This is a genomic window from Crossiella cryophila (assembly GCF_014204915.1).
Classification (GTDB): domain Bacteria; phylum Actinomycetota; class Actinomycetes; order Mycobacteriales; family Pseudonocardiaceae; genus Crossiella; species Crossiella cryophila.
The window spans coordinates 8,635,039-8,651,079 of the sequence record NZ_JACHMH010000001.1; the positions used below are offsets into that span (position 1 = coordinate 8,635,039).

The window sequence follows — 16,041 nt, forward strand, 5'->3', positions numbered from 1 at the left end:
TTCCCCAGCCCGACCGCCCGCGACCGCGGGCCAAGACCATCATGCCCGCGCGATGTCCAGCTCCTTCATGCGCGTCGCTTTCCCGCCATCGCGCATGGCCAGCAGCAGGCGGCCGATCAGCGGCCACTTCTGCCCGCGCATGAGCACCTTGCGCAGCGCGATCTGGAACCGGCTGGTCGGGGTGAAGAACGCCTGCTGCTCCAGCCCGTTCTGCTGGTAGTACTCGATGCTGGGCCGCAGTTTCGCCTCCCACTCGGTCAGCGCCCGCTCCAGGTCGCCGGGGTGGCGTTCCAGCATGGTGCCGAGCAGGTCCGCGCCGGCCAGTCCGGCCGAGACGCCCATGCCCGCGTACAGCGTCACGCACCAGGCCGAATCACCGACCAGCACCACCCTGCCGTCGTGCCAGCGGTCCATCTTGACCTGTTCGACCGAGTCGAACAGCAACTCCTCCGCGTTCTCCATGGCCCGCAGCGCCTCGCCGAGCGCCCGCCCGGTCGGCTTGTCGCCGAAGACGCCGCGCACCCGCTGGATGGGCGGTTCGGTGAACTCGGCGTCCACGTCGTCGGTGCGGTAGGACAGCAGCACGGTCGGCGGGTGGTCGGCGAACGGGAAGATCCACATCGACCGGCCGGGTTCGAGCAGGGTGACGCCGTCCTCCTGCGCCACGTCGGTGAGCCGGTCGGGCAGCGAGAAGGCGGCGATCATGAAGTTGAGCCGCTTCAGGTATCGCTCGTGCGGCCCGAAGACCAGCGAGCGCACCGTGGAGCGCAGTCCGTCCGCGCCGATGACCAGGTCGAACCGCTCGGTGCCGGTCTGCCCGTCGACGGTGTTCCGCAGGGTCACGTCCACGCCGTCGGCGTCCTGGGCGATGGCGGTGGGCACGGTCGAGTAGCGGATCTCCACGTCGGCGGGCAGCGCGGCGAAGGCGGCCCGTTCGACGTCGCCGCGCAGCATCAGCCTGGGCAGTCCCGGCAGGTCCTTGAAGCCCAGCCCGCGCCGCCGGTTGCCTGCCCGGTCGATGTCGAAGTTGACCCCGTCCGAGGCGGTCCGGTCGGCCATCCCGTCCAGGATGCCCAGCCGTTTCGCCGCCGCCCGGCCGGTGCCGAACAGGCCGACGAAGTACCCGCCGGAGCGCCTGGCCGGGGCTTTCTCGATCAGCACCGGCTCCCAGCCCGCCCGCCGCAGCCGCAGTGCCGTGGCAATTCCGCTGATGCCCAGTCCGACCACCAGAGCGCGGCGGTCGCGGGTGTTCGTGGTGTCCATGAACCCAGGTTAGACCCAACTGACCAGAATCGTCATCTGGTCAGTTCGTGGCCTGCGTCACTCCCGGAAGGGTGGGTGAACAGCGGTGTCAGACCTGCGCGGCGCGGGTGCGGCCACCGGTGACCAGGGTGAACGCGAAGCCGAGGGCCAGGGCGAGCAGCACCCCGAGGTTGGCGCCGGACCAGTTCTCCGCCAGTCCGAGCGGGGCGAGCAGGTAGCCCTGCCACCCCAGCCAGCCCGCCGCCGAGTTGGTCACCAGGCCCCAGCCCAGCCCGGCGGCCAGCACGATCAGCGCCACCGGCCCCCACCGGATGTCGCCGTAACGCCCGGCCGGATCGGACAGGTCCGCCTCGACGTACTCCCGCCGCCGGGCGAGGTCGGCGAGCATGATCCCGCACCAGGCCGCCACCGGCACGCCCAGTGTGGTCAGGAAGCCCTGGAACTGGCCGAGGAACTGCCCGCCGAGGAAGACCAGGTACACCGTGCCGAGCACCATCAGCACGCCGTCGATCAGCGCGGCCACCGGGCGGGAGACCCGGACGCCCGCGGCGAGCAGGGCCAGGCCGGAGGAGTAGATGTCCAGTACCGCGCCGCCGACCAGGCCGAGCACCGCGACCAGGGCGAAGGGCACCAGGAACCAGACCGGGAGCAGGGTGGTCAGGGCGCCGATGGGGTCGGCGGCGATGGCGGTGTTCAGCGATGGCGAGGAGCCGGCGAGCAGCAGGCCGGACAGCAGCAGCACGATCGGGGCGAGGCTGGCGCCGAACGTGGTCCAGCCGATGACCGCGCGGCTGGGGGTTTCCCTTGGCAGGTAACGGGAGTAGTCGGCGGCCGCGTTGACCCAGCCGAGGCCGAAGCCGGTCATCAGGAACACCAGCGCACCGACGAACTGCTGGGCGGACCCGGCCGGGATCGCGGTCACCGCATCCAGGTGGATGTGCCCGGCGACCAGGCCCAGGTACACCAGGGTGAGTACGCCGGTGATCACGGTGATCACGGTCTGCAGCCGCATGATGGTGGCGAAGCCGAGCACGCCCGCGCCGACCACCAGCACCGTGACCACCAGCAGTGCCAGCACCTTCGTGGTCGCGCCGCCGCCCCAGCCCAGTCGCTCGAACACGGTCGCGGTGGCCAGCGTCGCCAGGGTGGCCAGCACGGTCTCCCAGCCGACGGTGAGCAGCCAGGAGATGGCCGAGGGCAGCCGGTTGCCGCGCACGCCGAAAGCCGCGCGGCTCAACAGCATCGTCGGCGCGGAGCCGCGTTTGCCCGCCACCGCGATGAAACCGCAGAGCAGGAAGGAGAACACGATGCCGAGTACGGCGACCAGCACGGCCTGTCCGAAGGAGAGGCCGAAGCCGAGTACGAACGAGCCGTAACTGAGGCCCAGCACGGAGACGTTCGCGCCGAACCAGGGCCAGAACAGCTGCCGGGGTTTGCCGTGCCGGTCGGCGTCGCCGATCACGTTGATCCCGTGCGTTTCGACCTTGAGCGCTTCGTTCATGGCTGGAACCCCGTTCCGACAAGCTCTTCGATGTCCGCGCGCACCGGCGCGGTGGCCGGTCCGTGCCGGGTGACCGCGATCGCGGCCGCGGCGTTGGCGTACCGGGTGGCCGCCAGCATCCCGCTGCCGCGCAACAACTCCGCGAGCAACGCGCCGCAGTGCGCGTCGCCTGCCCCGTTGGTGTCCACCGCGTCCACGTTGAACCCGGCGACCGTGGTGATCCGCCCGTCCCGTTGCAGCAGGCAGCCCGCGGGCCCGTCGCGCACGATCACGGTGGCGAAGCTGGGCACCAGGGTGGCCAGCACGGCCGCGGCGGCCCGGGTGGTGTTGGTGCGGGAGAGTTGTTTGGCCTCACGGGCGTTGCAGCTCAGGATGTCCACTCTGGACAGTACGGCGGTGAGGTCGGACCAGACGATCTGCTCGACCAGCGGGCCGGGGTCGAACAGCACGGTGGGGCCGGGCAGCCGGGCCAGCCAGCCGAGCAGCGCCTCCCGGTTGGCCTGCTGCAGCAGGCTGTACCCGCTGATGTAGACCACGTCCGCGGCACTGGGATGCACCTGGTCCAGCTGCCCCGGTTCCAGTCGCCCCTCGGCCCCGACGCCGGTGACGAAGGTCCGCTCGCCGGTCTCCTCGTCCACCAGCGCGACCACGATCCCGGTGTCCGCGCCGGTCGTGGGCGGGTTGGCCACCACAACGCCCTCGGCGGCCATCGCGGCCCTGGCCAGGTCGCCGAAGCTGCCGGTGCCGTGACTGCCCGCGTAGAGCACCCGCGCGCCGGAGCGGCAGGCCGCGGCCATCACGTTGAACCCGCCGCCAGGGGTCAGTTTCACCGCGGAGGCAAGCACATCACCGCCAACGGGTGGCAGCCCGGACACGTTGAGCACCAGGTCGACCACGACCTGGCCGGTGTGCACGAGCTGCCCGCTCACGCCGGCCCTCGGAGCGCGAGCAGCCCCTGCACCAGCGGATCCAGCGCGAGAGCGTTCACCCGGATCACCCTAGTGGTCAGATCCGTTGGCAGCGCGGCACTTCCGTGACAGGCGCCGAGCATCGCCCCGCAGATCGCGGCGATGGTGTCGGTGTCCCCACCCAGGTTCGCGGCCAGCAGCAACGCGTCCAGGGGCCGCTCGCCCAGTGCCTCGGCCAGTGCGAAGGCGGCGACCACGGATTCCTGCGCCGCCACCGAGGTGCCGATCACCTGCCCGATCGCCCCGCCCAGTTCCGCGGCCGGGATCCCGCGCACCCACTGCCGCGCCCACCGGATCCGCGGCCCGATCTCGGCCCCGGCCACCAGGCGCCCACGCCGGGCCCCCAGCAGCGCACCCTGTTCGCCCAGGTCAAGTGCCTCGGCCAGCCCGGCACCGGCGATTCCCGCGGACACCACGGCGGCGACCGCGACCGCCGCGCCGAGTCCGAGGCTGGTGTTGTGGGTGACCCTGGCGGTCTCCGCGACCGCGTCGGCGAGCCGGTCGAGATCCGCGGGCGGGGTGGCGATGCCGACCGGGGCGACCCGCATGGCCGCCCCGTTGGTGACCCCGTCCCGCCCGGTCTCCGCCGGTGGCACCCCGGCCGCGAGCCGGGTCAGGGCCAGTTTCGTCGACGGGCCAAGCAGATCCGCCGATCCGCGGCTGATCATCCCGGCCTCCCAGACAAGCAGGGCCCGGCCGTACGCGCTGGCATCCACCTGCCCGTCGCCCTCGATCAGCAGCCGGGCCAGCAGCAGTGCCTGTTCGGTGTCGTCGGTGATCGTCCCGGCGGGCAGCCCTGGCGCGATCGGTTGGGCGGCAACGGCATCGACCAGTCCGGTGATCTCGCCGTAGTGCGTGGCGATGTCCGAGGGGGACATCGACTGGGTCGGCATGCCGAGCGCGTCACCCAGGGCGAGCCCGAGCAGGGCCCCGCGCGCCCGGCCGACCCGTGAGTGCATGTGCATACCTGTACACCCGGCCGCCGTCGCCGGCAATTCCCCGCAGGTCAGCGCCCGAACGCCGCCAGCGGCACGGCGGCGGCCATGGCGGCGGCGCCCGCGTCGTTGGGGTGCAGGTGGTCGCCGCTGTCCAGCTCCGCCCGGTAGGCCAGGTCGTACCCGGGGTCGCGCACCGCCGCGTCGAAGTCGACCACCCCGGTGAACAGCGGGGACTCCCGGATCCACCGGTTGACCGCGCGCCGGATGAGGTCGCCCTCGGCGGTGAAGAACTCGCCGTAGACGGTGCCCGAGGTAGGCGGCAGCGTGGCGGCCAGGGTGAGCACCCCGGCGGCGCGGGCGGCCTCGGCGAGCAGGGTCAGGCCCTCGATGATCTCGGCCGCGCCGGGCTGCGGCTGGTCCCACATGGTCGGCAGGCCGATGTCGTTGGTGCCCAACGCGATGATCACGTGGGTGAGTCCCGGCACGGCGAGCACGTCACGCTGGAACCGGGTGACCCCGGCCTGGCCGAAGCCGTCCCTGAGCAGCCGGTTGCCGCTGAGGCCGAGGTTGAGCACGGGCAGGCCGAGTGCCCTGGACAGGTGGTCGGGGTAGCGCTGGTTGGTGTTCGGCGTGGTGCCGGTGCCGTCGGTGAGCGAGTCGCCGAAGGCCACCACCACCGGCTCGGCCGGACTGTCGGTCAGCGCGTCGACGCCGCTGAGCCAGTACAGGGAGGAGAGTTCCTCGGCCTCGAAGAGCGCGGTGACTGCGGTGGAATTCCCTTGCCGGGCATAGCTGATCTGTCCGGCGTCCGGGTGCAGGGTGGCCCACGGCGTGGTGCCGGGCAGGTACAGGCTGATCGCCAGCTCGACGTCGTCCGGCAGCGTCAGCGCCACCGCGTCGGTGATCACCCGCTCCCCCGCGGCCACCGTGAACGACTTGGCCGCGCCCGCGGTGACCAGCGCGTCCGGGCCGATCCTGCCCGCGCCGAGGTGCCGGGCCACCCGCAGCTCGCCCACCTCCAGTGGCGTCCGGCCGAACCGGTTGTCCACGTGCAGCCGCAGGGTCGGGCCGCCCCGGTGCAGGTGCACGATCTGCCGCAGCGTGGTGTCGGTGAACCGGCGGGCCGGGGCGAAGGCGAAGGCGTCGTAGGGACTGGCGATCGCGGCCCGGTGCACGGGCCGCCAGTGCCCGCTCATGCCTGACCGCGCAGGGCGCCGACGTGGTCCTTGGCGAACTGGGCGAAGTCCCGGGCCCGGTGCCCGGTCAGCTCGGGCACGGCCGGGGTGGTGAAATCGCCCCAGCCACCGGCGTAGGCGGCCCCGTACTCGTTGGTGACCGCGGCCATCCACGGCGTCATCCCGGCCCCGATGAAGACCTCGTAGGCCTGCTCCGGGGTCAGCGACCGGTAGTCGACCGGCGTGCCCAGTGCGTCGCCAGCGGCCGCGGCGGCCTCGTGCAGGGTGATGCTCTCCGGGCCGGTCAGGGTGTAGATCCGGCCCGCGTGCGGGGCCGGGTTGGCCAGGATGGCGGCGGCGGAATCACCGATGTCCCTGACGTCGATCAGGCCGAGCCTGCCCTCGCCGAGGAAACCGTAGAAGGTGTCGCCGTTGACCGAGCCGAGCAGGTTCTGCATGAAGAAGTGCGGGCGCAGGATCGTCCAGTTCAGCCCGGAGGCGATGAGTTCGTGGTCGGAGAGGGCGTGCAGCCGTCCGTTGCGGGTCGGCGCGTCGTACCCGGCGCCGATCGCGGACAGCCGCACCACGTGCCCGATCCCGGCCTGTTTGGCCGCGTGCACCGCGTTCATGCTGGCGTGCGGGGCCTGCGGACCCATCGCGGTGAGCAGCCACAGCGTGTCCACCCCGGCGAATGCCTCGGTCAGGCTGGCCGGCTCGTCCAGGTCGCCGACCACGACCCGCACGCCGGGCAGCCGGGGCGCACGCTTCGGATCGCGCACCATGATCCGGACGTCCTCGTCGGTGGCGAGGGAGCTGAGTACCGAACTGGAGACGGTGCCGTTGGCGCCGGTGATCAGAATGGTCATGAGCACGACGGTATAGTAAGAATCAGTGACTATCAAGATTGGTGACTAAATCCACGTGGAGGGGTGGCCGTGAGCCGTAGCCAACGCAAGGAAGACGACCCTGACCTGGGCATTCTCGCCGGGAACATCCTGTTCGGGGTGCAGCGCGAGATGTTCCGGTCCCTGGCCGAGCAGGGCCACCCGGAGCTGCGGCCCCGGCATGGCGCGGTGCTGGCCTACCTGGACGAGAACGGCAGCCGGGCCACCGACCTGGCCCGCCAGTCCGGCCAGCACAAGCAGGTGATCGGCACCCTGGTCGACGAGCTGGTGGCACTGGGCTACCTGCGCCGGGAGCCGGATCCGAACGACCGGCGGGCCAAGCTGATCCTGCCAACCGAGCGCGGGCTGGACGAGATGCGCCGCGGCGACCAGATCATGGCCGAGATCGAGGCCAGGCACCGGGCGGAGGTGGGCGAGCAGGAGTACGCGGCGTTCAAGCGGTGCATGACCCGCATCGCCCGGCTGCACCGGAGCAGCGCCGAGGACTAGCGACGCAGGTCACATCCAGACCGGTCACACTCTGCCGAGCCGGGTCGTCATAGCTGTGTACGGCAACGACAACGGCAGAGGAGTTCACCGTGAACGCCCGTCTGAACATGTTCGCCAGCCCGATGGCAGGCAAGCTGATCAAGCACTTCAACTCGGCTGGCAAGGTGGTGTCGGACTCGTCGCTGCCCGCGGCGACCCAGGAGCTGGTGAAGATCCGGGCCAGCCAGATCAACGGCTGTGGCTTCTGCCTGGACATGCACACCAAGGAGGCCGCGCTCGCCGGCGAGACCGCGCAGCGGCTGCACATGATCGCCGGCTGGCGCGAGGCCACGCTGTTCACCGAGGCCGAGCGGGCCGCGCTGGAGCTGACCGAGCAGGGCACCCGGATCGCGGACGCGGCAGGCGGGGTGCCGGATGAGGTGTGGGCCAACGCCGCAAAGCACTACGACGAGGAGCAGCTGATCGCGCTGATGGCGCTGATCGCGATCATCAACGCGTACAACCGGATGAACGTGATCCTGCAGCAGCCCGCAGGCGACTACCAGCCCGGCCAGTTCGGCTGACCGGGCCGGTCTCCTCGCCTAGTCGTTGGCGCGCATCGCGGTGACCGGGCTGACCCGCGCGGTCCGCACCGCCGGGAGCAGTCCGGCCACCGCGGTGAGCCCGGCCATGGCGAGCACCGCGAGCAGCAAACCCGGTACCGGCAACACGAACGGCGCCGAGGTGCCCAGGCTCTGTACGCCCAGCCAGCCGTAGGGCACGCCGAGCAGCAGCCCCAGCAGGCCGCCGAGCAGGCCCTGCAGCACCGACTCGCCGAGGGTGGCCCCGGCCAGGGCGCCCCGGCCGAGTCCCAGTGCCCGCAACAGTCCCGCCTCCTGGCCACGCTCCACAACGGACAGTGCGGCGGTGGTGCCGACGCCGACGACCGCGATCAGCACGGTCAGGCCGATCAGGCACAGCGCGAGCGTGGTCAGCAGGTCCAGCAGCCCGGACTGGTCGGTGCGCTGATCGGTCAGCGAGGACAGTTCGGCCTGCTGTCCCAGCACATTCCGGGCCGCGGCCTGGGCAGCGAGCTGTTCGGCGTTGCCCGGCCCGGCGGCGGCGAGCAGCGCCCCGCTCGGGGTCGGCGGCACGTCCAGCCGGTCCAGGTCGGCCCGGTCGATCACCACGGCGGACACGGCGATCCGTTCACCCAGCACCACTCCTCGCACCACCAGATTCCGGCCGCCGACCTGGATCAGGTCACCGGCCCCCACCCGCAATCTGCGGGCGAAGCCGTCACTGAGCAGCACCCCGCCGGGTGCCCAGCTGCCCTCGGTCAGCCGCAGTCCGGCGAAGCCAGGGGTGGCCCGGATGTCCACATCGGACACCTGCACGCTCACCGCCTCGGTCGCGCCGCGCACGTCCAGGCGCACCTCGCGGTAGGCCAGCACCTGGCGGAATTCGGGGCGGGCACGGAGTTTCTGCACCAGTCCGGCGGGTAGCGACTCGCCCTCGGGCAGACTGACCAGGAGGTCGCTGGGATAGCTCGCGGCGGATTCGGCCGCGGTGTACTCGCGCAGGGTGCTGCCGCCGACCAGCGCGCCGGTCAGCAGCGCCGAGCCCAGGGTGACCACCGCGGCCACCGCCGCCGCCCGCCGTGGCGCGCCGCCGACCCCGCGCACGGCGAGCACGGCGGTGGGGCCGAACAGCCTGGCCGGGCGTTCCAGCAGGCGCAGCAGCGGGCCGATGTAGAGCGGGCCGAGCGCGACCACCGCGCCAAGGGCCAGGGCCCCACTGCCCACGGTGAGCAGCAACAGGTCCGCGGTGACGCCGCCTGGCCTTGCGGTTTCCAGCAGACCCTCCTGGATCATCAGGTACACCAGTGCGCCCGCACCGGCCGCGGCCAGCACGCCGATCGCGATCCGCAGCCGTCCGGTGCGCTTGCTCTCCTCGGGTTTGCTGGTGCGGCGCAAGGCTTCCAGGGGTGCGACACCGGCCGCGCCGAGTGCCGGGGCGAGCACCGCGCCGATGGTGATGAGCATGGCTCCGGCAGCGATCACCAGCAGCAGCAAGGGTGACAGGCTCGGCTGACTCACCGGGGCGACCAGCGGGGCCAGCCAGCCGAGGCCGTACCCCAGGGCCGCGCCGAGTGCACCGCAGACCAGGCCGGTGAGCGCACCCTCGGCGATCAGCGCCCTGGCCAGGGTGGCCTGGGAGCCGCCGACCGCGCGCAGCAGGGCGAGCTGGCGGCCGCGATGGGCGAAGACGATCCGGAACGCCGAGGTGGCCACCATGACCCCGGCCAGCAGCGCGACCAGCACGAACGCGGTCAGCGCCGCGGTGAGCTGGTCGACGGAGTCCTGTGCCCGGCCGAGTTCGGCGGCACGGGCCTCGGCCGCAGGCACGGCGGATTCGGCGCTGGTGCGCAGGGCTTCGACGATCTTCGATTGGTCGCCGGTCAGCTCGACCCGGTCCAGGGGCGCGCCGGTCAGCGTGAGCACCTGGCGGTCCGGGGCGTAGGCGGCGACGCCGTCCGCGGGCGGCCCGGCGACCAGGCCGGTCACCTTGAGCCGCACGGGTTTCGCGCCGATCATGGCCTCGACGCTGCCGCCGGTGCTGACGCCGAGCCGTCGCGCCGCCCGCTCGGACAGCGCGATCTCCCCGGCCGCGGCGGGGTAGGCGCCGGTGGTCAGGCGGACCCGGCTGAGCGGTCCGGCACCCGGGTCGGCATGCAGCTGGACGGTGTTGTCCCCCACCAGGATCCGGCCGTGCGCACGGCCGACCGCGCTGGTCGCGCCCGGGGTGCGGGCGAGCCGGTCCAGGGCGGTGACGCCGTCGCCCGCGGGGCTGGCGACCACGGCGTCCGCGGCGGCCGGGATGGCGGTGAGGTTCTCGATCGCGGTGCGCAACGCGATGTCCCTGGCCATGATCGCGCCGGTGGCGAACAGCGCGGCCACGGTGATGGCCAGCCCGGTGAGCAGCAGGCGGAGCGGGGAGCGCAGCACGCCACGCAGGTGGACGCGGGTGAAGTTCACCGGCCCGCCCCTGCGGTGCGCAGGGCCTCGATCACCGTCGGCAGGTCAGGGTCGCGCAGTTCACCGGCCAGGCGACCGTCGGCCAGCAGCACCACCCGGTCGGCGTGCGCGGCGGCCAGCGGATCGTGGGTGACCATCACGACGGTCTGGCCGAACTCGCGCACCGAGTGCCGCAGGAAGCCCAGCACCTCGGCGCCGGCGCGGGAGTCCAGGTTGCCGGTGGGCTCGTCGGCGAAGACCACCTCCGGCCGGGTCAGCAACGCCCTGGCCAGCGCGACCCGTTGCTGCTGGCCGCCGGAGAGTTCGGCAGGCCGGTGCCGCAGCCGGTCCGCGATGCCCAATACCTCGGTCAGCCGCGTATACAGCGCGCGATCATGTGCGGGGCCGGCGAGGCTCAGCGGCAGCAGGATGTTCTCCCCCGCGGTGAGCTGGGGCAGCAGGTTGAAGGACTGGAAGACGAACCCGATCCGGTCCAGCCGGGTCCTGGTGAGGGCCTTGTCCGGCAGGCGGGTCAGGTCGGTGCCGCCGAGCAGGGCGGCCCCGGACGTCGCGGTGTCCAGACCGGCCAGGCAGTGCATGAGCGTGGACTTGCCGGAGCCGGAGGGCCCCATGATCGCGGTGAACGCGGCGCGGTCGAAGCCGACCGTCACCCCGTCCAGCGCACGCACCGCGCCGGGACCGCTGCCGTAGACCTTCACCAGGTCCACGGCGGCGACCGCGGCCGTGGCGAGGGCGGAGTTCGTCATGCCGGTCACGATCTCCCCGGGTGGGGTGGGCGCGGATCTGTCCCGGGGCCGGTTCCCGGTCGGGTGGCTCTGACTTTCGGCCGATCTGCCCGCGTCGACGCGCGGTTAGGCTGCCGGACGTGATCAGGAACCGCCGGCTGCCACTACAGGCGCTGCTGTGGCTGGCGGGAGCGGCGGCACTGGGCGCGCTGGGCCTGGTCGACCTGGCCGGCCGCGCCTTCCGCTCCGGCACCGGTTTCGGCCTAGACCTGGGCACCGCGCTGGCGGCCTGCGCACTCGCCCTGGTGTGCTGCTGGCTCGGCCCACGCACCCTGGCGGTCAGCGCGGGCGTGCTCGCGATCGGCTCGGTACTGCTGCGCCACACCGGGGAGCACCTGCGCCTGCCGGACGCCCCGTTCAGCTTCGCCTACAGCGCGGCGGTGCTGGTGCTGCTGGGCGTGCTGGCCTGGCGGGGCGCGGTCTGGTGGTCGGCGACCGCCTCGGCACTCCTGCTCACCGCTCTGCTGACCCAGCTCCTGGTCGCCGACCGCGGCCTGGCCGCCGTGGTCGGCGCGATCGTGCTGGTGCTGGCCGCCGCGATCGCGATCGGCGCCGGCGTGACCGCCCGGCTGGCGACCAGGGACAAGGCGCGGCAGCTCGAACACGCTCGGCTGACCCAGCGCACCGAGTTCGCCAGGGACCTGCACGACTTCGTCGCCCACCACGTGACCGCGATGGTGGTGCAGGCCAGGGGCGCACTGGCGATCGCGGACAAGAAACCGGAACTGGTCGCCCCCGCCCTGGAGCGGATCGCGGACACCGGCACCGAGGCGATGGAATCCCTGCACCGCATGGTCGGCCTGCTCCGCGGCGAGGACGATCCGGCCCGCACCACCCCGATCGGACTGGGCGAGCTACGCGCGCTGGTGGAGCGATTCGGCGCGGCCGACGGCGTGCCGACCACCCTGCACGAGTCCGGCGAACTGGACGAGCTGCCTGCCGAGGTCACCACCACCGCACACCGAGTGGTCCTGGAAGCACTGACCAACGTGCGCAAGCACGGACAGGAGGTCACCGCGGTGGATGTCCTGTTGCAGCGCAATGGAAACTGGGTGGTGGTGCGGATCGCCGACGACGGCAGGCCGCCACGTTCCAGTGGGCGCAACGGATTCGGCCTGCGCGGCCTGGCCGAACGGGCCGGGTCGATCGGTGGCACACTGCGATCCGGACCGGGCGCCGCCGGCGGCTGGGTGGTGGAGGCGAGGCTGCCGGTGGGGACGGTCCGATGACGATCCGGGTGCTGCTGGCCGACGACCAGGCGATGGTGCGCACCGGTTTCGGCATGATCCTGGCCGCCGAGGACGACATCGAGGTGGTCGGCGAGGCCGAGGACGGCGTGCGCGCGGTGGAACTGTGCCGCGAACTACGCCCCGACGTGGTCCTGATGGACATCCGCATGCCCCGCCTGGACGGCTTGGAGGCGTTGCGGCGGGTGACCGCTCCCGGAGTCGTCGATCCACCGAAGGTCGTGGTGGTGACCACCTTCGAGGAGGATGCCTATGTGCGCCAGGCACTTCAGGACGGCGCGTGCGGATTCCTGTTGAAGACGGCCAGTTCCGCGCTGCTGGTGGAGGCGATCCGGGCGGCGGCCTCAGGTGAGGCGCTGGTCAGCCCGTCGATCACGGTGCGACTGCTGCGCAAGCTGACCGCCCCCGGCCCCCGTCCGGCCGCCGGTGTCGCGCTGTCCGAACGCGAACTCGACGTGGTGCGCGAGGTGGCCCGCGGCGCCACCAACGCGGAGATCGCCGCCGCCCTGCACATCGCGGTGGGCACGGTGAAAACCCACCTCACCAGCATCCAGCACAAACTCCCCGCCCGAAACCGGGTGGAGATCGCCGCCTGGGCCTGGTCCACCGGCGCCCTTGGCCTTTAGTCGTACCCCGAACTGACCCGAAGTCGGATTCCCCACCCCTGCCAACCCGGCAGCCTGAAGTGGACACACCCACCCCCGTCCACTGTGGAGGCTCCCATGTCCCGCCGTCCCGCCCCACTCCCGCACAACAACAGCGCGCTGCCCACTCCCACCAAACCCACCAGGCCGCGAGTCCCGGCCACCGGCAGCCCAACCTCGGCCGACTCCCGCCAACCGCCCGCGCCACGACCTCGGCGCGGCGTGCTCACTCCACCTCGCGCAGGATCCGCTCCACCGAGGCCAACCGGGTCTGCACCTCGGTCAGCTGCCCCCTGGCCTCGGCCAGCTCACGCGCGGTCTCCTCCTGCGCGGCCACCGCCCGAGCCGCCAGCTCCTGGTACGCCTGCTCGCGGGCCGCGCTGGCCTTGGCGCGCACCGAGATGAAGCTCTGCCAGATGATCACGGTCAGTACCACGGTGATCAGCGTGAAGACGCCGAACACCCCGACGAGTTCCTGCCAGGCACGGACGCCCATGGGTCAGTCTTCCTGTTCTTCCGGTGTGCTGAGGGTGCGCACGGCCGCCACGATCGTGGCCGGGGTCAGCTCGTAGGCGAACGGGGTCACCTCGTAGAACTTCATCGCCTTGCCATCCTCGGACAACTCCAACTGGGCGGTCACCAGACCGGCCGCCTCCAGCTTGCGCAGGTGCACCTGGAGCAGCGCCCGGCTGATGCCGAGTTCACGGGCGAGCGCGCTGACGTACTGGCGCTCGCCGGCCAGCGCCGCGACCACCCGCAGCCGGTGCGGATTGGCCAGCGTCGCCAGCACCCGCACGAGGTCGTCCCCCGTGGGCGGCTTCCTGGTCATCGCGGCACCCAGCACATGGTCAGCAAGGTTAGGCGGTGACCCGAGGGCCCCGCACGGGACGGTCGATCCCGGCCTTCCCGACGCGGAACCGGGGCATCCGCCAGGCCCGTTCGCCGAGCAGCGACAGCGCGGCGGGCACCAGCACACCCCGTACCAGCGTCGCGTCCAGCAGCACCGCCACGGCGAGGCCGACGCCCAGCATCTTGTTCTCGATGGAGGTGAGAGTGACGAACACGGCGAACACCAAGGTCATGATGACCGCGGCGCTGGTGACCACACCCGCGCTCGCGCCGAGGCCGCTGATCACGGCCTCGCGGGCGGGCAGGCCGTCGGTCCAGCGTTCGCGGATCCGGCTGAGGATGAAGATGTGGTAGTCCATGCTCAGTCCGAACAGGACCACGAACATGAACAGCGGCAGCCAGCCCATCACCCCGCCATAGGGGGTGAAACCCAGCAGGCCGCTGAGATTGCCGTACTGGAAGATCCAGGTGATCACGCCGTAGGCCGCGCCGATGGAGAGCAGGTTCAGCGCGATCGACACCAGTGGCACGGTGATCGAGCGGAACATGAAGACCAGCAGCACGAACGACAACAGCAGCACGAAGGCGAACACCAGTGGCGTGCGGTCCCGCAGCTGGTTGGTGAAGTCGTAGGTCTGCGCGGTCTTGCCGGACACCGCCGCGTCCAACTGGGCGAACCCGCCGACGGCCGCGGGGATCACCTTGTGCCGCAGGTGTTCCAGCGCGCGTACCGAGGTGTCGTCGGTGCCGGATCCGGCCAGCGGCATCCGGACCACCAGCGCGTTGCCCACCCGGTCGCTGGTGACCGGCTCGGCCAGCAGCCCGCCGCTCTCCAGGACCTGCGTGCGCAACCGGTCCACCACCGCACCGCTCAGCATTCCGTCCACTCTGGACTGATCGCGCTGCCAGATCACCACCCTGGCCGGGGTGGGCGCGCCGGGGAACGCCTCCTGCATGCGGATCGCGGCGTCCACCTGGGCGACGCTGCGCGGCAGGCTGTTCACCGCGGCGGCGTCCTGGAGCTTCAGGTCCAGCGCGGGCACCGCCAGCGCCAGCAACGCGAGCACCGCCGCCCCGCCCCACACCAGCGGCCGCCTGGCCACCCGGCGGGCGACCCCGGACCAGATCCGGGACTCCCGGGCCGCGGTCCGGCCCTTGCCCAGCCAGGGGATCCGGCCCTTGTCCACCCGGTGCCGCAGGGTGGCCAGGATCGCGGGCAACACGGTCACCGAGGCGATCATGGCCAGGCCGACCGCCACGGTCATGCCGATCGCGCCGCCGGCGAACACGCCGAGTCCGGTCAGCACCAGTCCGACCAGGGACAGCATCACGGTGAGGCCGGAGAACAGCACCACGTGCCCGGAGGTGCGGGCGGTGGTGCGCAACGCGGTCTCATCGTCGGCTCCGGACTGTCGTTCCTCGCGGTAGCGGCGCAGGTAGAACAGCGAGTAGTCGACGCCGACGGCCACGCCGATCAGCAGGATCAGCGCCGAGCCCGCGCTGTTGATGGCCACCACCTTGCCGATCACCGACAGCAGGGTGAAGGTGGCGACCAACGCGGTCGCGGTGAGCAGCACCGGGATACCGGCGGCCACCACCGAACCGAACACGATCAGCAGGATGACCAGCACCAGCGGCAGCGACAACAGGTGCGACCGGGCCAGATCGGCCTTGATCGCCTCGTCCACCGCGCCGGACAGGCTGCGGTCCCCGGCCTGGGCCAGTCGCACCTGCGGATGCCGGGCCGCGACGGCAGCGACCGCGTTGGTGGCAAAACTGAAGTGCTCATTGAGTTTCTCCACCGGCCAGGCCAGTTTGAAGGTCACCAGTCCGGACCGGCCGTCGACGGAGACGTGCGGCGAGCCCAGTTCCGGCGACAAGCCCGGTCGCGGCCGCGAACCGGGTTCCAGCGGCGAGCCGATGCCGGTGACCGCGTCCGGCCGCCGCTTCAGCTCGGCGATCAGGTCCTCGGTGGCCGCGAGCAGTTCCGGACTGTTCCCGAAGTGCCTGCCCGGTGCGCGGGCCTGGATCAGCACCTTCTCCTCCACCGGCAGGTACTCGCCCTGACTGTCCATAATGGACCGGGCCCGGCCGGTCTCCCCCGGCTCCTCATTACGTGCGTCCGGCCCGGTGACCAGCACACTCGCCAGAAACGCGAGCAGTACCAGCCCCAGCCAGCCCAGGATCGCCACCCGGCGATGCCGTGCGGACCAGGCCGCGATCCGATCGGTCAGCGTCATGCCACAACTCCCCCAACTCG

15 protein-coding genes are annotated in these 16,041 nt (G+C 71.9%); 4 read left to right on the top strand and 11 right to left on the bottom strand.

The window, feature by feature from the left end:
- Positions 1 to 39: 39 nt before the first annotated feature.
- From HNR67_RS37075 to HNR67_RS37100, 6 genes are all read right to left on the bottom strand, one after another.
- Entirely contained in the window at positions 40 to 1,263 is a 1,224-nt protein-coding gene (locus HNR67_RS37075; protein ID WP_185007699.1) for an FAD-dependent monooxygenase, read from the bottom strand.
- Positions 1,264 to 1,351: 88 nt separating this feature from the next.
- Positions 1,352 to 2,764 carry a purine-cytosine permease family protein gene (locus HNR67_RS37080; RefSeq protein WP_185007700.1) on the bottom strand — a complete coding sequence of 471 codons (1,413 nt, stop codon included), beginning with the start codon at positions 2,762 to 2,764 and terminating at the stop codon, positions 1,352 to 1,354.
- Positions 2,761 to 3,693 carry a PfkB family carbohydrate kinase gene (locus HNR67_RS37085; protein WP_185007701.1) on the bottom strand — a complete coding sequence of 311 codons (933 nt, stop codon included), beginning with the start codon at positions 3,691 to 3,693 and terminating at the stop codon, positions 2,761 to 2,763. Before HNR67_RS37085 ends, HNR67_RS37080 begins: the two co-directional genes overlap by 4 nt.
- Positions 3,690 to 4,691 (bottom strand): ADP-ribosylglycohydrolase family protein, encoded by a 1,002-nt coding sequence (locus tag HNR67_RS37090; protein WP_185007702.1) that lies wholly within the window; start codon positions 4,689 to 4,691, stop codon positions 3,690 to 3,692. Before HNR67_RS37090 ends, HNR67_RS37085 begins: the two co-directional genes overlap by 4 nt.
- Positions 4,692 to 4,738: 47 nt before the next feature.
- Positions 4,739 to 5,866, bottom strand: coding sequence for a GDSL-type esterase/lipase family protein (locus tag HNR67_RS37095; protein ID WP_185007704.1), 1,128 nt, complete (start codon positions 5,864 to 5,866; stop codon positions 4,739 to 4,741).
- On the bottom strand, positions 5,863 to 6,711 hold the full coding sequence (locus HNR67_RS37100; RefSeq protein ID WP_221490177.1) for an SDR family oxidoreductase: 849 nt from the start codon (positions 6,709 to 6,711) through the stop codon (positions 5,863 to 5,865). The genes HNR67_RS37095 and HNR67_RS37100 overlap by 4 nt, the downstream gene beginning before the upstream one ends.
- A 69-nt stretch (positions 6,712 to 6,780) precedes the next feature.
- On the opposite strand from HNR67_RS37100, the gene HNR67_RS37105 reads away from it, so the two are divergent.
- Together HNR67_RS37105 and HNR67_RS37110 are read left to right on the top strand one after the other, a co-directional pair.
- Complete coding sequence (locus HNR67_RS37105) at positions 6,781 to 7,239, top strand: MarR family winged helix-turn-helix transcriptional regulator (RefSeq protein ID WP_312988918.1); 459 nt, start codon at positions 6,781 to 6,783, stop codon at positions 7,237 to 7,239.
- A gap of 89 nt (positions 7,240 to 7,328) precedes the next feature.
- Complete coding sequence (locus HNR67_RS37110; RefSeq protein WP_185007708.1) at positions 7,329 to 7,802, top strand: carboxymuconolactone decarboxylase family protein; 474 nt, start codon at positions 7,329 to 7,331, stop codon at positions 7,800 to 7,802.
- A gap of 18 nt (positions 7,803 to 7,820) precedes the next feature.
- Here the strand turns inward: HNR67_RS37110 and HNR67_RS46515 are convergent, their stop codons facing one another.
- Together HNR67_RS46515 and HNR67_RS37120 are read right to left on the bottom strand one after the other, a co-directional pair.
- A complete protein-coding gene (locus HNR67_RS46515) occupies positions 7,821 to 10,256 on the bottom strand; it encodes an FtsX-like permease family protein (RefSeq protein WP_185007710.1) in 2,436 nt (811 codons plus the stop codon).
- A complete protein-coding gene (locus HNR67_RS37120; RefSeq protein WP_185007712.1) occupies positions 10,253 to 11,002 on the bottom strand; it encodes an ABC transporter ATP-binding protein in 750 nt (249 codons plus the stop codon). Before HNR67_RS37120 ends, HNR67_RS46515 begins: the two co-directional genes overlap by 4 nt.
- A gap of 119 nt (positions 11,003 to 11,121) precedes the next feature.
- On the opposite strand from HNR67_RS37120, the gene HNR67_RS46520 reads away from it, so the two are divergent.
- Both HNR67_RS46520 and HNR67_RS37130 read left to right on the top strand, forming a co-directional pair.
- Positions 11,122 to 12,270: a sensor histidine kinase gene (locus tag HNR67_RS46520; protein WP_185007714.1), complete on the top strand. Its 1,149-nt coding sequence runs from the start codon at positions 11,122 to 11,124 to the stop codon at positions 12,268 to 12,270.
- Positions 12,267 to 12,914 carry a response regulator gene (locus HNR67_RS37130; protein WP_185007716.1) on the top strand — a complete coding sequence of 216 codons (648 nt, stop codon included), beginning with the start codon at positions 12,267 to 12,269 and terminating at the stop codon, positions 12,912 to 12,914. The genes HNR67_RS46520 and HNR67_RS37130 overlap by 4 nt, the downstream gene beginning before the upstream one ends.
- A 244-nt stretch (positions 12,915 to 13,158) precedes the next feature.
- Here HNR67_RS37130 and HNR67_RS37135 read toward each other — a convergent pair whose 3' ends face one another.
- Genes HNR67_RS37135 through HNR67_RS37145 form a run of 3 tightly spaced genes read right to left on the bottom strand, consistent with a single transcriptional unit; the run spans position 13,159 to position 16,021 of the window.
- Positions 13,159 to 13,428: a hypothetical protein gene (locus HNR67_RS37135; protein ID WP_185007718.1), complete on the bottom strand. Its 270-nt coding sequence runs from the start codon at positions 13,426 to 13,428 to the stop codon at positions 13,159 to 13,161.
- A 3-nt stretch (positions 13,429 to 13,431) separates the two neighbouring features.
- The gene (locus HNR67_RS37140) at positions 13,432 to 13,761 is read right to left on the bottom strand and encodes an ArsR/SmtB family transcription factor (protein WP_185007720.1); all 330 of its coding nucleotides are present in this window, start codon (positions 13,759 to 13,761) and stop codon (positions 13,432 to 13,434) included.
- 28 nt (positions 13,762 to 13,789) lie between these two features.
- Positions 13,790 to 16,021, bottom strand: coding sequence for an MMPL family transporter (locus HNR67_RS37145; RefSeq protein ID WP_185007723.1), 2,232 nt, complete (start codon positions 16,019 to 16,021; stop codon positions 13,790 to 13,792).
- Between the last annotated feature and the right edge of the window lie 20 nt (positions 16,022 to 16,041).

Coding starts and splice junctions, on each gene's coding strand:
- HNR67_RS37075 (WP_185007699.1), bottom strand. CDS start 1,263: ATGGACACCACGAACACCCGCGACCGCCGCGCTCTGGTGGTCGGACTG.
- HNR67_RS37080 (WP_185007700.1), bottom strand. CDS start 2,764: ATGAACGAAGCGCTCAAGGTCGAAACGCACGGGATCAACGTGATCGGC.
- HNR67_RS37090 (WP_185007702.1), bottom strand. CDS start 4,691: ATGCACTCACGGGTCGGCCGGGCGCGCGGGGCCCTGCTCGGGCTCGCC.
- HNR67_RS37095 (WP_185007704.1), bottom strand. CDS start 5,866: ATGAGCGGGCACTGGCGGCCCGTGCACCGGGCCGCGATCGCCAGTCCC.
- HNR67_RS37100 (WP_221490177.1), bottom strand. CDS start 6,711: ATGACCATTCTGATCACCGGCGCCAACGGCACCGTCTCCAGTTCGGTA.
- HNR67_RS37120 (WP_185007712.1), bottom strand. CDS start 11,002: ATGACGAACTCCGCCCTCGCCACGGCCGCGGTCGCCGCCGTGGACCTG.
- HNR67_RS37130 (WP_185007716.1), top strand. CDS start 12,267: ATGACGATCCGGGTGCTGCTGGCCGACGACCAGGCGATGGTGCGCACC.
- HNR67_RS37135 (WP_185007718.1), bottom strand. CDS start 13,428: ATGGGCGTCCGTGCCTGGCAGGAACTCGTCGGGGTGTTCGGCGTCTTC.
- HNR67_RS37140 (WP_185007720.1), bottom strand. CDS start 13,761: ATGACCAGGAAGCCGCCCACGGGGGACGACCTCGTGCGGGTGCTGGCG.
- HNR67_RS37145 (WP_185007723.1), bottom strand. CDS start 16,021: ATGACGCTGACCGATCGGATCGCGGCCTGGTCCGCACGGCATCGCCGG.